The sequence below is a fragment of the Bradyrhizobium sp. CAR08 genome, assembly GCF_052871955.1.
Genome location: NZ_JBIXJX010000009.1, coordinates 43,976 through 58,393 on the forward strand (window position 1 = coordinate 43,976; position 14,418 = coordinate 58,393).

Here is a 14,418-nt window from a genome sequence, read left to right on the forward strand (position 1 = left end):
AGAAACTCAAAGCGAGAAAAAAACAATGGCGGCAGACCGCGCACAAAACCTGCAGGACACCTTCCTTAATCACGTTCGCAAAACCAAAACGCCACTGACGATCTTTCTGGTCAACGGAGTGAAGCTCCAGGGCATCGTGACCTGGTTCGACAATTTCTGTTTGCTGCTTCGGCGCGACGGTCACTCGCAGCTCGTCTACAAGCATGCGATCTCGACCATCATGCCGGGCGCTCCGATCCAGCTGTTCGAAGGCGGCGAGGATCAGCCGGCTTGAGAGTGATCTGATTGGAACCCCGGAATTTCGACGGGGATGCCGACCGTCCGCGGTCGGCAGGGGGTACGCAGACGGGGCGGGTGCTTGTCATCGGTCCCTATTTGCGGGTGCGCGCAGGCAGTGCCGACGCGCAATCGGAAGCTCATGTCGTGCGTGACGCGGAAGCCCGGCTCGACGAAGCCGCCGGCCTCGCGCGCGCGATCGATCTCGTCGTTGCCGACGCCATCATCGCGCCGATCAGCCAGATCCGCCCTGCGACCTATATCGGCAAGGGTAAGGTCGAGGAGATCGCCGCGCTCGCCAAGAGCCTCGACGTCGAACTCGTGGTGATGGATTGCGCGCTTGCGCCGATCCAGCAGCGCAACCTCGAGAAGGAGTTGCAGGCAAAGGTGCTCGACCGCACCGGTCTCATCCTGGAAATCTTCGGCCGCCGCGCCAAGACCAAGGAAGGCTCGCTCCAGGTCGAGCTCGCGCATCTCAACTATCAACGTTCGCGCCTGGTGCGCTCATGGACCCATCTCGAGCGCCAGCGCGGCGGCTTTGGATTCATGGGCGGTCCCGGCGAGACGCAGATCGAAGCCGACCGCCGCCTGATACAGGAGCGCATCTCCAAGCTCGAGGGCGAACTGAAGAAGGTGCAGGCCACACGCCGCCTGCATCGCGCAGGCCGCCAGCGCGTGCCGTACCGCGTCGTGGCGCTGGTCGGCTACACCAATGCCGGCAAGTCGACGCTGTTCAACCGCCTGACCCGCGCCGACGTGCAGGCCGCCGACATGCTGTTCGCCACGCTGGATCCGACCTTGCGCGCGCTCACCCTACCGCATGGCGGCAAGGCGATACTGTCGGACACCGTCGGTTTCATCTCTAATTTGCCGACGCAGCTCGTCGCCGCGTTCCGCGCCACGCTGGAGGAGGTGCTGGAAGCCAACGTCATCCTGCATGTGCGCGACATCTCGCACGACGACGCCGAGGCGCAGCAGAGCGACGTCGACGCGGTGCTGCGCCAGCTCGGCATCAATCCCGATGATTCAGGCCGCATCATCGAGGTCTGGAACAAGATCGACCGCTATGGTCCTGAACAGCGCGAAGAACTCTTGAACATCGCCGCGCGCAGGCCGGAGGATCATCCCGCGATGCTGGTGTCGGCCGTGTCGGGCGAAGGGGTCGACGCGCTGCTCGCCGCGATCGAGGAGCGCCTGGCCGCCAAGCGCATCACGCTCGACCTCTCCATCGATGCCTCCGACGGCGCCGGCATCAGCTGGCTGCATCGGAATTCCGAAGTGCTGGCGAAAGAGCTGCACGACGGCCGCTTCGACATGACGGTGCGGGTGGACGAGACCAAGCGGGACATCGTGGTGAACCGGTTCGATGCCGTGCCGCGACTGTCCGCGTAGTTAGTGTCGTCCCGGCCGAGTTAGCGGCCGGCTTGCTTGCGCTCCTCTGGTGACGACTGCTTCGCACTCTTCGCCTCATTCCACAACGCGTCCATCTCCGCCAGCGACGCCTGCTCGAGGGTCCGCCCCTGCTCCTCCAGCGCCCGTTCGATATAGGCAAACCGCCGCTCGAACTTCGTGTTGGTCGCCCGCAGCGCGGCTTCCGGATCGGCATCGACATGGCGGGCGAGGTTGACCAGCGCGAACATCAGGTCGCCGGTCTCTTCCGCCAACCCCTCGCTGTCGTTGCGATCGAGTGCGGCCTCGATCTCGTCGGCTTCTTCGCGGATTTTTGCCAGCACCGCGCGCGGATCGTTCCAGTCGAAGCCGACAGTGGAGGCCTTGCGCTGCAGCTCCATGGCGCGCGTCAGGGCGGGCTGGCCGGCCTTCACGCCTGACAGCAGCGATTTGTGGGATGGCGCTTCCTGGGGTGGCCGGCGCGCGGCGCGCTCGGCTTTCTCTTCGGCCTTGATGCGGTCCCAGACTTCCTTGACGTGGGAGGAGGCGAGATCGCCGTCCTTGTCGGCGAAGACGTGCGGATGGCGCCGGATCATCTTGCGGGTGATGGCCTCGACGACATCGCCGAAGGCAAAGGCGTTCTGCTCCTCGGCCATCTGAGCATGGAACACCACCTGCAGCAGGAGGTCGCCGAGCTCCTCGCAGAGGTCGTCGAGATCGCCGCGGCTGATGGCGTCGACCACCTCATAGGCTTCCTCGATCGTATAGGGCGCGATGGTCGCAAAATTCTGCTCGAGGTCCCAGGGGCAGCCGGTCACCGGCGTGCGCAGCGCCGCCATGATTTCGATCAGGCGGGAAATGTCGCGGGAAGGGGTCATTGCGGGGCAGTCTCCTGGCTCCCATGCCTTATGCCAAAAGCGAGCCCCCGTTCCCAGCGCAGCGCGGCGGAACAGGGTGATTTCCACCGGTTGGCGGGCCAGATTGGCGAGCCGCGTGCGCAGTGCTAAAGCGCGGGCCATGACTGACGCATCTTCATCCGAAACCGCGCTGGTGCTGTTCTCCGGCGGCCAGGATTCCACCACCTGCCTCGCCTGGGCGCTGAATCGCTTTGCGCGCGTGGAGACGCTGGGCTTCGATTACGGCCAGCGCCACGCCATCGAGCTGGCCTGCCGCGACCGGCTGTTCGACGGCATCAGGGGCCTGCGCACGGACTGGGTTTCCAGGCTCGGGGAGAGCCACACGCTGTCGATCCCGACGCTGGCGGCCGTGTCCGAGACGGCGCTGACGCGCGACGTCGCGATTGCGATGGGCGCCGACGGCCTGCCGAACACGTTCGTGCCCGGCCGCAATCTGGTGTTCTTGAGTTTTGCCGCGGCGCTGGCCTACCGGCGCGGCATCAGTCACATCGTCGGCGGCATGTGCGAGACCGACTATTCCGGTTATCCCGATTGCCGCGACGACACCATCCGCGCGATGCAGGCCGCGCTGTCGCTCGGCATGGCCCGCAAGTTCGAGCTGCATACCCCGCTGATGTGGATCGACAAGGCCGCGACGTGGAAGCTCGCCCATGACCTCGGCGGCGACGGGCTGGTCGACCTCATCCGCGAGCAGTCGCACACCTGCTATCTCGGCGAACGCGGCACGCCCCATGATTGGGGCTACGGCTGCGGCGAGTGCCCGGCCTGCAGCCTGCGGGCGAAGGGGTGGCGGGAGTATGTGGCGGGGCGGTGATACCATAGACTCGGTGTCATCACCCGCGAAAGCGGGTGATCCAGTACTCCGAGAAGGTAGCGATAATCGACAGGTCGCGGCGTACTGGATTTCCCGCCTTCGCGGGGAATGACAGTGTTGGTTGGGGTTAGAGTGTACCCAAGCAACGCGCAAAGCGACTACGGCGCAAAATCCTCCGCCTTCAGCTCAATCGGCTTGCCGTGCGGGGTGCGATCCGCGGCGTGGTCCCAGGCGTCGCGGTAGCGATGCAAGGTCTCCGCAGACGCAACGCCCTTGCGCGCGACCAGCCCCTCAAGCGTGGCGAGCCAATGGAGATAGTAGGTCTCGCCCGTATCGGGATCGCCGGCCGCCTGCGCGCGCTTGATCTCGGAGGCCAGGGCTGCCGCCCATTCGGGCCAGGTGAACACGCCGCGCTCGTGCAGCGTCAGCGCCATCGCGAAGGCGTGCGCCTCCCAGGGCGCGCGGAACACCGGGCCGTCATCATCGCGCGGAATGCTCGGGATCGCTGCCGTCGCGGCAGCAGCAGCCGTGCTGCTCATCACGCCGGGTCCAGATACGGCTCGAACGCATCGATCGAGACTTTCGAGGTCGGATCGCCGTCCGCACCCCAGAGATCGCGGCCCTCGAACACGACGGTGTAGAGCCATTGCGGATTTTCGCCAAGCTCCATCGCCGCCGAGTCCGGAAACACGTGGCAGCCATGGTTCAGCTCGACGATTCCGACATGACCGCGCACGTAGCGCGGCAGGCGGGTGTGGGTCGCCGGGTGAATGTTCTTCGCGCGGACCTTGTCACCGATCTTGAATTTCGCCGGCGCCGGGGCGGGGCGGGCGAACTTGCCGCGCACCATGATGCGCTCGACCTGGCCGAGATCGAACCTGCCGTGCTTGAGCGCCTTGGCCGGCTGCATCGCGTGGCCGGCGGCGACTTCCTCCCGGGTGAGATAGCCTTTCTCGATCAGCATCTCCTCGAGCCCGAGAAACCATTTCTTGTAATAGGAGCTCGAGAGATAGACATGCGGCGGAATCGTCTCGCGATAGAAGCGCGAGGTGTCGATGTTGAAGGCGCCGGCGGCGCCCATCGCGCGCACCATGGCGAGAACACGCGATTCCCATTCCTCGTGGAACACCGGCTCGTTCAGCTCCGGCTCGACCTTGCCGAAGCCGTCCATGCCGCCCATGTCGTGCACGCCGTTCATGACGGCGCCCCCGGCGCCTTGGGAAAGCAGGTGCCGATCATGGAATCGCGCGTGACCAGCTCGGCGAGCTGCTCCTCGCTCCAGCCTTCGGTCCCCGCGGGGCGCATCGGCAGCACCAGAAAGCGCGTTTCGGCGGTCGAATCCCATACCCGGATTTCAACGTCCTTGGCGACTTGCACGCCGAAATCGGCGAGCACGCCGCGCGGGTCCTTCACCGCGCGGGAGCGATAGGGCGCGGCCTTGTACCAGACCGGCGGCAGCCCCAGCATTTCCCAGGGGTAGCAGGAGCACAGGGTGCACACGACCATGTTGTGACGTTGCGGCGTGTTCTCGACCACGACGAGGTGGTCGCCGACGCGGCTGACATGGCCGAGCGTGCCGATCGCCTTCGAGCCGTCCTCCAGCAGCGCCGTCTTGAACGCCGGATCGCTCCAGGCCTTGGCGACAACGCGCGCGCCGTTATGGGGGCCGATCCGGGTCTCATAGGCCTGGATGATGGCGTCGAGCGCGGCCGGCTCGACATAGCCTTTTTCGGTCAGGATCGTCTCGAGCGCGCGCACGCGCAGCTCGGTCTCCGACAGCTCGGAATGGTCGTGATCGTGGTGATGATGGTCGCTCATGGGGCGAAGATAGTCCCAGAATCCGGGCGTTGTCGAGGCGAAGACTCTGCTAACATCGCACCATGGGCTGGGCTGCAAGAACCGGAATAACCGTCGCAATCGCGGCTCTTGGCGCATTCGCGGCGCAGGATGCGCGCGCCGCGAATGGCGCCTATGCGGTCGATGCCGCCGACATTTCCGATGTGGGCTCCTGCAAGGTGGAAAGTTGGCTGTCGGCGGCTTCCAACACGGATTTTTCGGCGGTCGCCAATCCCTCGTGTGTCGTCGATCCCTTCAGGCCGATCGAGCTGAGCCTGCAGACCATCCGGGCCCGGAGCGGCGGCGACTGGAGCACGACAATCGCGCCAAAAGCCAAGACGAATTTCGTCCCGACCGGAATCGGCCGGTGGGGATTGTCGGCCTATGGCGGAGGATCGTTCGACGCGGCGACCGGCGAGGCGCTATCCGCCTTTGCCGTCATCCCCGCGACCTTCCGCCTGTCGGAGACCATGCGCATCAACGTCAACGGCGGCTGGCTCTGGGATCGGACGGTGGATCGCCATTACCTGACCTACGGCATCGGCTTCGATTGGAAATTCACCGACACGCTGCAATGGACGATCGAGGCGTACGGGCAGGCCGGCGCCGCCGAGGTCGCAAGCATCGTGCAGCCGCGTTTCCAGACCGGTGTCCGCTACCGACCGAACGAGATATTCTCCGTCGATCTGATCTACGGCCGCAACATCACCGGCGAAAATGCCAACTGGATCACCATCGGGACCACGATCCGGTTTCCGGTCCATGGAAGCGAACCCGAACATCGGCGCACCGGGCATCTGTGAGCGCCAGGAAGACCAAGACCAGGGGAGTTTGCGTTGCCTGACTATGTCAAGATCGAGAAGGGCCTCGGGCCGGAGGGACGGATTGCGGTGGTGCGGTTCGACCGCGGCGACGGCATCAATGCGCTATCGCCAGAGGCTTTACGCCAGCTCACCGCGGCCGCGCGCAGTTTTGAGGATGACGCCGCAACCTCTGCCGTGGTGCTGACAGGCAGCGCGGCTGCGTTCAGCGCCGGCTTCGACCTCAAGGATGCCGAAGGCCGCGCGCGCAAGGACATGGACCTCGGCACGCTGCGGCGGCATCTCAAGCTCGGACCGCGCCTGACCCACGCCTGGCAGGAGATGGAGCAGATCACGATCGCCGCCATCGAGGGGTTTTGCGTCGGCGGCGGCGTGGCGCTGGCCGTCGCGCTCGACTTCCGCGTCATGGGACGCGATGCCCATCTGCGCGTGCCCGAGATCGGCCTCGGCATGAACATGAGCTGGCAGAGCATTCCGCGCATGCTGCATCTGATCGGCCCGGCGCGCACCAAGCAGGCGGTGGTCCTGGCCGATCAGCGCATCAGCGCGGATGAGGCCTATGAGTGGGGCCTGGTCGAGCAGGTGGTCGATCCCGGCCATGCGTTCGATGCCGCGATGGAGCTTGCGCGCAAGGTGGCAGCGCAGCCGCCGCTCTCCGTTGCCATGACGAAACTCACGGTCAACCGGCTGGCGCATGCGCTGGATAATCTCGCCAGCCACATGGACGTCGACCAGTTCGCCCTGGCAAGCCTTAGCGAGGACCATAAGGAGGGCGTCGAGGCGTTCCTGACGCGACGCAAACCGAAGTTCAGAGGGCGGTAGAAGCCGGCCCGGCCATTGATTGCGCCGCGGACAATCCGTATACGCCGCGTGGGACAAAAACAATACGTCCGATCAACGGGCCGGCAGACGACAATGACGATCGAGGGGGAGGGCCCATGACCACTGGCACGCAGGCACCCGAGGCGAAAGGGTTTCGCTGGAAGCTGATCGCGCCGCTCGCGGTATGGCTGCTGATCTATCTGTGGCCGGTGCCCGCAGGGCTCAACGCCAATCAGTGGCACTATTTTGCGATCTTCGCGGCCGTCATCACCGGGCTCATCCTGGAATCGATGCCGGTCGGCGCGGTCGGCCTGATCGGGCTGACGGTTGCCGGCGTCGGCGGTTATATCGATCCCGATCCGACCAAATCGCTGCGCTGGATGCTGGCGGGCTTTGCCGAGAGCACGGTGTGGCTGATCGTCGGCGCCTTCGTGTTCTCGATCGGGTACCGCAAGAGCCAGCTGGGCCGGCGTATTGCGCTCGTGTTGGTGCAAAAGCTCGGCACCAACACGCTAGGTCTCGGCTATGCGGTGGCGATGTCGGACTTCTTGCTGGCGCCGGCGACACCGTCCAACACCGCGCGCAGCGGCGGCATCGTCTATCCCATCATCAGCAACATCCCGCGCATCTACGGCTCCGAGCCAGGACCGACTGCCGGCAAGATCGGCACCTACGTGATGTGGACCGCGTTCGCGTCGACCGCCGTCACCAGCTCATTGTTCTTCACCGCGCTGGCGCCCAATGCAGCGGCGCTCGCCATCGCCAAGAAGACCGCCGGAATCGACGTCAGCTGGGCGCAGTGGTTCATCGGCTTTGCGCCGCTCGGCCTGCTCCTGATGGTGCTGGTCCCGCTGCTCAGCTACGCGGTCTGCCGCCCCGAGGTGAAGAGCAGCCCGGAAATTTCCGAATGGGCATCGAAGGAGCTCGCGGAGATGGGCCCGATGTCGCGCAATGAATGGATCATGCTGGCGCTGATCTTGCTCGCGATGTTCCTGTGGATCGCGGGCTCGAGCCCGGACATCCGCGTGCCGCTTCTGGGCTCGAATTTCGTCAACGCCACCACCGTCGTGTTCATCGTGATCTCGCTGATGCTGGTGACGGGCGTGATCGAGTTTGCCGACATCGTCGCCGAGAAGGGCGCCTGGGAGGTGTTCTTCTATTTCACCTCGCTGCTGACGCTGGCCTCGGGCCTCAACGAGATCGGCTTCATCAAATGGTTCGCGACCGAATACGCAAAGCCGCTCGCCGGGCTGTCGCCGTCGACCGCAATGCTCCTGCTGGTCGCGCTGTTCTTCTGGATCCACTATTTCTTCTCGAGCATCACCTCGCATGCCGCCGCCGTGCTGCCCGTGGTGCTCGCGGTCGGATCCGGCATCCCCGACCTACCAGTCACGACGCTCGCCATGCTCTGCATGTATTCGCTCGGCCTGATGGGGGTGATCTCGCCTTACGCGACCGGGCCGGCGCCGATGTATTTCGGGAGCGGCTATATCGGCAAGGGTCAGTTCTGGGGTTTTGGGCTGATCTTTGGGATGCTCTATTTCGCGGGGCTCCTGCTGATCGTATGGCCCTGGTTGCAGGTCCACTGAGTCGGGCGGGAGGCAATGCGGCGGCAGATGAATTTTCTTCAGCGGGAAGACATTTGAAAAACTTCGTCCAACTCCCCGCAAATATCTGACATTGCCAGAGCGACCCGAAAGGGCGATTGTGCGTGCTGCGGTGCAGCGCGCTCCAGCCGAGTCCTCATCGCGGTTTCACTCTCCGTCGCTTGATGCGACCGTTCCCGGATGCCCAGGGGCAAGGGAACTATTGTGCATGAAGGCCGCCTCCATGAACGTCCACCCGTCGCTCGCGATCGGACAGCCGATCGAAAAGTTTGACGCGATCTCAGCTCACGCGATCTCACCTGCCGCGACTGCGTCCGACGCGATGGTCCGCTTCGAAGGCATCTCGAAAACCTCTCCGGCCTATCGCGGCAAGCCCGGCGTCAATGCCCTGCAAAACATCGACTTCGCCATCCCGCGCGGTTCGATCACCGGAATCATCGGCCGCTCCGGCGCCGGCAAATCGAGCCTGGTCCGGCTCATCAACGGCCTGGAGAGGCCGACCACGGGCCGCGTCGTCGTCGATAACAGAGATATCTCGGCGCTCTCGGGCCGCGACTTGCGGCTGGCGCAGCGCTCGATCGGCATGATCTTCCAGCACTTCAATCTGCTGTCCTCCCGCACCGCTGCCGCCAACATCGCGCTGCCGCTGGAGATCGCCGGCTGGGCCAAGGCCGATATCCGCGCGCGCGTGGCCGAGCTGCTTGCGCTGGTGGGCATCGCAGACAAGCACGATCGCTACCCGTCAGAACTCTCCGGCGGCCAGAAGCAGCGCGTCGGCATTGCCCGTGCGCTCGCGACGCGGCCGAGCGTGCTGCTGTCGGATGAGGCGACCTCGGCGCTCGATCCGCAGACCACGCGGGCGATCCTCGATCTGCTCGCGAACATCAACCGCGAGCTGGGCGTGACCATCGTACTGATCACCCATGAGATGTCCGTGGTGCGCCAACTTGCGGGGGATGTCGTGGTGCTCGATGCCGGCCGCGTCGTCGAGAGCGGCCATGTCGCCAACATCTTCACCTACCCCAAGCATCCGATCACGCAATCCTTCCTGGCCGAAGTAATCGGAGACAGCCTGCCGGTGTCGCTGGCGAGCCGGATCGTTTCGGAGCAGCCTCCGGCCGGACAGGCCGTGATCCGCGTCAAGGTGCGCGGGGCAGGGGCCGGCGACACGATGGTGGCGCGGCTGGCGCGCGAGCTCGGCCTCGACGTGTCGCTGCTGTCGGCCCGCATCGACGAGATCGGCGGCCAGCATGTGGGCTCGCTGACGCTTGGTATCCCTCTCGGCATGTCCGGCGGCGAGGACGCGACGACGCGCACGCTGGCCTGGCTTTCACAATATCAATTCCCCGCGGAGCGTCTCGGCTATGTCGCCTGAACTCATCAACCTGATCATCCAGGCGACCGGCGAGAGCCTGTACATGGTCGGGCTCGCCGCGCTGATCGGCACCGCCTTCGGCCTGCCGCTCGGCGTCTTTCTCGCGACCAGCCGGAAAGGCGAGCTGTTCGCGGCGCCCATCGTCAATCGCGTGCTCGGTGCCGTCGTCAACGCGACGCGATCCACGCCTTTCATCATCCTGGTCGTCGCCATTATCCCGTTCACGCGGTTGGTGGCCGGCACCTCGATCGGATCGACGGCCGCGATCGTACCGTTGACGATCGCATCGGCGCCGTTCATCGCGCGCCTGGTCGAGGCCGCGATCCGCGAGGTCGATGGCGGCCTGATCGAGACGGCGTCCTCGTTCGGGGCCTCGCCGATGCAGATCGTGCTCAAGGTGCTGATCCCCGAAGCGCTGCCGGGTCTTCTGCTGGCGCTGACGCTCGCGGTTGTCAGCCTGCTCGGCTATTCCGCCATGGTCGGCGCCGTCGGAGGCGGAGGCCTGGGCGATCTCGGCATCCGCTACGGCTATCAGCGCTTCATGCCGGAGATGATGCTGGCTGTCGTCGTGGTGCTGATCGCGCTGGTGCAGCTCGTGCAGAGCGCCGGCGATTATCTCGCGCGCCGGGTTAATCGCCGGCTGCGACATCGCTGACGCCGTTTAAGACATTTCGAACAAGCAGGTTCTTGTCGGTCTGGAAGCATTCCAAACTTCGAGACACGACTGAGTGCATTCGTCGCACGCGTTGCGCACGCGTTTGGAGAAATTCTAACGCAGTTCCTATCGCACTCCGAAATCGCCTGCGTTAGGGCGAGGCATCAAAAACGATACCGGCGAAGCCGGCAGTGCGTGGGGCCTCGACAAACGTGACCGATTTCCAACTTGCTTCGCGTGCCGACACGCGTCGTCGACAGATACAGACTCTCTTCCTCGGAGCGGCCAGCACATTTGCTCTCGTCGTTCCCTTCGGTGCCGTGGAGGCGCAAACGCAGATCCCCGCCGTCACCGTCGAAGCCCCGGCTCAGCGCGCCCGGCCTGCAGCGGTCGCCTCAACGCGACAGTCAGCGGCGACACGCACCGCGCGCGCCAATCGTCGCTCTCCGTCGCAGCAAGCTGCGCCAACCCAGTCGGCATCCTCGAACGACGCCACCGGTGAACGCTCCAATGGTCCGGTGCGCGGTTTCGTTGCGACGCGCAGCGGCACCGCGACCAAGACGGATACGCCGCTGATCGAAACCCCGCAGTCCGTCTCCGTCGTCACGACCGACCAGGTCAGGAACCAGGGCGCGGTCTCGATCGGCGAGGCGTTGCGCTACACCGCCGGCGTCAGCGGCGACGTCAACGGCGGCTCGGACACGCGCTTCGGCGCCCTCCAGATCCGCGGCTTCGACACCACCATGTCGGGCCTCTATGTCGACGGTTTGCGGATTCCCTCCAGCAATTACGTGCACTTCAACGGCCTCGATCCCTATGGCGCCGAGCGTCTCGAGGTTCTCAAGGGCCCATCCTCGGCGATGTATGGCGGCAGCGGCACCGGCGGCATCCTCAACTACGTGACCAAGCTGCCGACGGCCCAGCAGTTCGGCGAGGTCTCGATCTCGGGCGGCAGCTTCAACCGCTATCAGGGCCAGTTCGACATGGGCGGTCCCGCCAACAAGGACGGCACCGTGCTGTGGCGCCTGACCGGCGTGGTGCGCGACGGCGAAACCCAGGTCGACTTCACCAAGGACAACCGCGTCTTCGTCGCGCCCGCCGTCACGTTCAAGCCGAACGATGACACCACCATCACGATCCTCGCCAACTACCAGCGCGACCGGGCAGGGTGGGGCCTCCAGTTCTTGCCGGCCTCGGGCACGGTGTGGCCAAACAACGGCCGCACCATCCCGGTCTCGTTCTTCGCGGGCGTGCCGAGCTTCAACGCGTTCAACACCGAGATCGCGACCGCCGGCTACCAGCTCTCGCACAATTTCACCGACAACATCACATTCCGGCAGAATTTGCGCTACGCCTACCAGCACAACGAGGAGAAGGTGTTTTTCGGCGGAGGCTATACCGACGAGGCCGCGGGACAGCTCGCCCGTTTCGGCAGCTACAGCAACTCCTACATCGACTCCTTCGCCGTGGACAACCAGCTCCAGGGCAAATTCACCACCGGCTTCCTCAGCCACACCACGCTGGTCGGGATCGACTATCGCAACACCAGATTCCGCGACACCGCCTTTGGCGTCACGACGTCCGCGCCCGAGATCAACGTCTTCAGCCCGGTCTACAGCTACGACTGGACCATGGGCGCCATGAGCGACGACACCGGGGTCAAGCAGTCGCAGGTCGGCCTCTACGCGCAGGACCAGATCAAGCTCGGCCGGCTCTCGTTCCAGCTCGGTGGCCGCCAGGATTTTGTAACGACGCAGGTCGACAGCGGCATCTTCAATACGTCGGTCGCGAAGGATGCGTCGGCCTTCACCGGCCGCGCCGCAATGATGTACAATTTCGACAACGGCATCGCGCCCTATTTCAGCTACTCGGAATCGTTCCTGCCGGTGCTCGCCACCGGCCCGAGCGGACAGCTGCTCAATCCCGAGACCGGCGTGCAGTACGAGGTGGGCGTCAAGTACCAGCCGCTCGGATGGAACGCGCTGTTCACCTTCGCCGCCTTCGACCTGACGCGCGACAACGTCGTCACCTTTGCGCCTCCGCTCAACATTGCCGAGCAGACCGGTCAAGTGAAATCGCGCGGCCTCGAGCTCGAAGGCACGATGTCGCTCGCCGGCGGGTGGAACCTGCGCGCGGCCTATGCCTATGTCGACGCAACAGTCACGCAGGATCCGGTGAATGTCGGCAAGGCGCCGGTCACCGTGCCGCTCAACCGCGCCTCGCTGTGGAACGACTACACGCTTCAGACCGGGCCGCTCGCGGGCCTGCAGTTCGGCGGCGGCGTCCGCTATGTCGGCGCGACCTGGGGCGATGACGCCAATACATTCAAGGTCGGATCCGCGACCGTGCTGGACGCGCTGCTCGCCTACACCAGGGACAATTGGCGCCTGTCGCTGAACGTCACCAATCTCGCCGACACCCGCTATGTCGCCGCCTGCTACAGCCTGTCGGGCTGCTTCTACGCGGAGGGACGCAAGGCCATCGGCAAGCTGACGTATCGGTGGTGAGGTCTAGAACGGTCGGCAATGGCGGCCGGGCCCGCTTGATGAGAGAAGACGATGAGAGCGATATTCGGCAAGCTGCATCGCTGGGCGGGACTGCTCACGGCCGGATTCCTGTTCTTCTCCGGCATCACCGGGGCGATCATCTCCTGGGATCACGAGATCGACGAGGTCCTGAACAGCCATCTGTTCGATGTCAGCAGCAAGGGCCCGGCGATTCCCTCGATCGATCTCGCGAAGATGATCGAGCAGCGTGATCCCCGTGCGCGCGTTGTCTACCTGTTCATGACGCCGGAGAAGGGCCACTCGCTGTGGTTCTTCGTCATGCCGCGGATTGATCCCGCGACCGGCAAGCGCTACGCGCTCGACTACAATCAGATCTTCCTCGATCCCAACACCGGCGCGGAGCTCGGCCGGCGCTATTGGGGCGCGGTGTGGCCGGTGACGCGCGAAAACTTCGTCTCGTTCCTGTACAAGCTGCACTACACCATGCACATCCCGGAATTCTGGGGCAGCGACCGCTGGGGCATGCGCCTGCTCGGCGTGATCGCCATCATCTGGACCATCGATTGCTTCGTCGGCTTCTACCTGACGCTGCCCTCGCGCCGGCGCGCCCGGGCGGCGCGGGCACCCCAGGTCACGCGCCAGCTCGAACGCGGCTTCTGGGCGCGCTGGGCGCCGGCGTGGACCATCAAGACGTCGGGCAGCGCCTACCGGATCAATGTCGACATCCACCGCGCTTTCAGCCTGTGGACCTGGGGCGTGCTCTTCATCATCGCCTTCACGGCGTTCTCGCTGAACCTCTATTTCGAGGTGTTCTCGCCGCTGATGAAAATGGTGTCGAACTACACGCCGACGCCCTATGAGCAGCGGCCGTATCGCGATCTCGACGACCCCATCGAGCCCAAGGTCAGCTTCGCCGACATCGCCGCGCGCGCGGCGGTCGACGGCAAGGGGCGAGGGTGGACCATCCCGGTCGGCTCGGTCAATTACGGCCCGGCCCACGGCGTCTATGCCGCGGCCTTCTTCCACCCCGGCGACGATCACGGCGCCGGCGGCGTCGGCCCGGCGCAGCTCTATTACGACAGCGAGGACGGTCGTCCGATCGGCGAACGGCTGCCCTGGGTCGGCACCGCCGCCGACATCTTCGTACAGGCGCAATTCCCGCTGCATTCGGGCCGCATCGTCGGGCTGTTCGGCCGCATTCTTATCTCGGTCATGGGGCTGGTGGTGGCGGCGCTCTCGGTCACCGGAATCGTGATCTGGTGGCGCAAGCGCCGCGCCCGTGTCCGCGTGCGGGCGACGGCTGCGATGCGCCCAAGCCGGCAGCAACTGACGCCGGCGGAGTAGGGCGTTCGTCCGGCGCGGATGAACCTTACGGCCCGGCACCGGCACAAAGACTGGA

14 protein-coding genes are annotated in these 14,418 nt (G+C 65.1%); 10 read left to right on the top strand and 4 right to left on the bottom strand.

What is annotated here, in order from left to right; translation table 11 throughout:
* Positions 1 to 25 precede the first annotated feature (25 nt).
* Positions 26 to 274, top strand: a complete 249-nt coding sequence (hfq, locus tag ACIPUD_RS19685; protein ID WP_007591126.1) for an RNA chaperone Hfq — start codon at positions 26 to 28, stop codon at positions 272 to 274.
* Positions 275 to 285: 11 nt separating this feature from the next.
* The gene (hflX, locus tag ACIPUD_RS19690; protein ID WP_446481375.1) at positions 286 to 1,668 is read left to right on the top strand and encodes a GTPase HflX; all 1,383 of its coding nucleotides are present in this window, start codon (positions 286 to 288) and stop codon (positions 1,666 to 1,668) included.
* Between the two features lie 20 nt (positions 1,669 to 1,688).
* Here hflX and mazG read toward each other — a convergent pair whose 3' ends face one another.
* Entirely contained in the window at positions 1,689 to 2,543 is an 855-nt protein-coding gene (gene mazG, locus ACIPUD_RS19695; protein ID WP_446481376.1) for a nucleoside triphosphate pyrophosphohydrolase, read from the bottom strand.
* A 139-nt stretch (positions 2,544 to 2,682) separates the two neighbouring features.
* On the opposite strand from mazG, the gene queC reads away from it, so the two are divergent.
* Positions 2,683 to 3,396, top strand: coding sequence for a 7-cyano-7-deazaguanine synthase QueC (gene queC / locus ACIPUD_RS19700; RefSeq protein ID WP_247368375.1), 714 nt, complete (start codon positions 2,683 to 2,685; stop codon positions 3,394 to 3,396).
* A gap of 158 nt (positions 3,397 to 3,554) precedes the next feature.
* Here the strand turns inward: queC and ACIPUD_RS19705 are convergent, their stop codons facing one another.
* Genes ACIPUD_RS19705 through nthA form a run of 3 tightly spaced genes read right to left on the bottom strand, consistent with a single transcriptional unit; the run spans position 3,555 to position 5,214 of the window.
* The gene (locus ACIPUD_RS19705) at positions 3,555 to 3,935 is read right to left on the bottom strand and encodes a nitrile hydratase accessory protein (protein WP_018457832.1); all 381 of its coding nucleotides are present in this window, start codon (positions 3,933 to 3,935) and stop codon (positions 3,555 to 3,557) included.
* Positions 3,935 to 4,594 (bottom strand): nitrile hydratase subunit beta, encoded by a 660-nt coding sequence (nthB, locus tag ACIPUD_RS19710; protein WP_377790848.1) that lies wholly within the window; start codon positions 4,592 to 4,594, stop codon positions 3,935 to 3,937. The genes ACIPUD_RS19705 and nthB overlap by 1 nt, the downstream gene beginning before the upstream one ends.
* Entirely contained in the window at positions 4,591 to 5,214 is a 624-nt protein-coding gene (gene nthA, locus ACIPUD_RS19715) for a nitrile hydratase subunit alpha (RefSeq protein WP_446481377.1), read from the bottom strand. The genes nthB and nthA overlap by 4 nt, the downstream gene beginning before the upstream one ends.
* 62 nt (positions 5,215 to 5,276) lie before the next feature.
* On the opposite strand from nthA, the gene ACIPUD_RS19720 reads away from it, so the two are divergent.
* The 7 genes from ACIPUD_RS19720 to fsrB all read left to right on the top strand — a co-directional run bounded on the left by ACIPUD_RS19720 (position 5,277) and on the right by fsrB (position 14,363).
* Complete coding sequence (locus ACIPUD_RS19720; RefSeq protein ID WP_247390645.1) at positions 5,277 to 6,035, top strand: hypothetical protein; 759 nt, start codon at positions 5,277 to 5,279, stop codon at positions 6,033 to 6,035.
* Positions 6,036 to 6,068: 33 nt separating this feature from the next.
* Complete coding sequence (locus ACIPUD_RS19725) at positions 6,069 to 6,875, top strand: enoyl-CoA hydratase/isomerase family protein (RefSeq protein WP_085349814.1); 807 nt, start codon at positions 6,069 to 6,071, stop codon at positions 6,873 to 6,875.
* A 116-nt stretch (positions 6,876 to 6,991) separates the two neighbouring features.
* A complete protein-coding gene (locus ACIPUD_RS19730; protein ID WP_018457837.1) occupies positions 6,992 to 8,464 on the top strand; it encodes a DASS family sodium-coupled anion symporter in 1,473 nt (490 codons plus the stop codon).
* Positions 8,465 to 8,690: 226 nt separating this feature from the next.
* Positions 8,691 to 9,857, top strand: coding sequence for a methionine ABC transporter ATP-binding protein (locus ACIPUD_RS19735; protein WP_446481378.1), 1,167 nt, complete (start codon positions 8,691 to 8,693; stop codon positions 9,855 to 9,857).
* Positions 9,847 to 10,512 carry a methionine ABC transporter permease gene (locus ACIPUD_RS19740; protein WP_018457839.1) on the top strand — a complete coding sequence of 222 codons (666 nt, stop codon included), beginning with the start codon at positions 9,847 to 9,849 and terminating at the stop codon, positions 10,510 to 10,512. The genes ACIPUD_RS19735 and ACIPUD_RS19740 overlap by 11 nt, the downstream gene beginning before the upstream one ends.
* Positions 10,513 to 11,030: 518 nt before the next feature.
* Positions 11,031 to 13,019, top strand: coding sequence for a TonB-dependent siderophore receptor (locus ACIPUD_RS19745; RefSeq protein ID WP_446481379.1), 1,989 nt, complete (start codon positions 11,031 to 11,033; stop codon positions 13,017 to 13,019).
* 51 nt (positions 13,020 to 13,070) lie between these two features.
* The gene (fsrB, locus tag ACIPUD_RS19750) at positions 13,071 to 14,363 is read left to right on the top strand and encodes a siderophore utilization protein FsrB (protein WP_247390664.1); all 1,293 of its coding nucleotides are present in this window, start codon (positions 13,071 to 13,073) and stop codon (positions 14,361 to 14,363) included.
* Positions 14,364 to 14,418 lie beyond the last annotated feature (55 nt).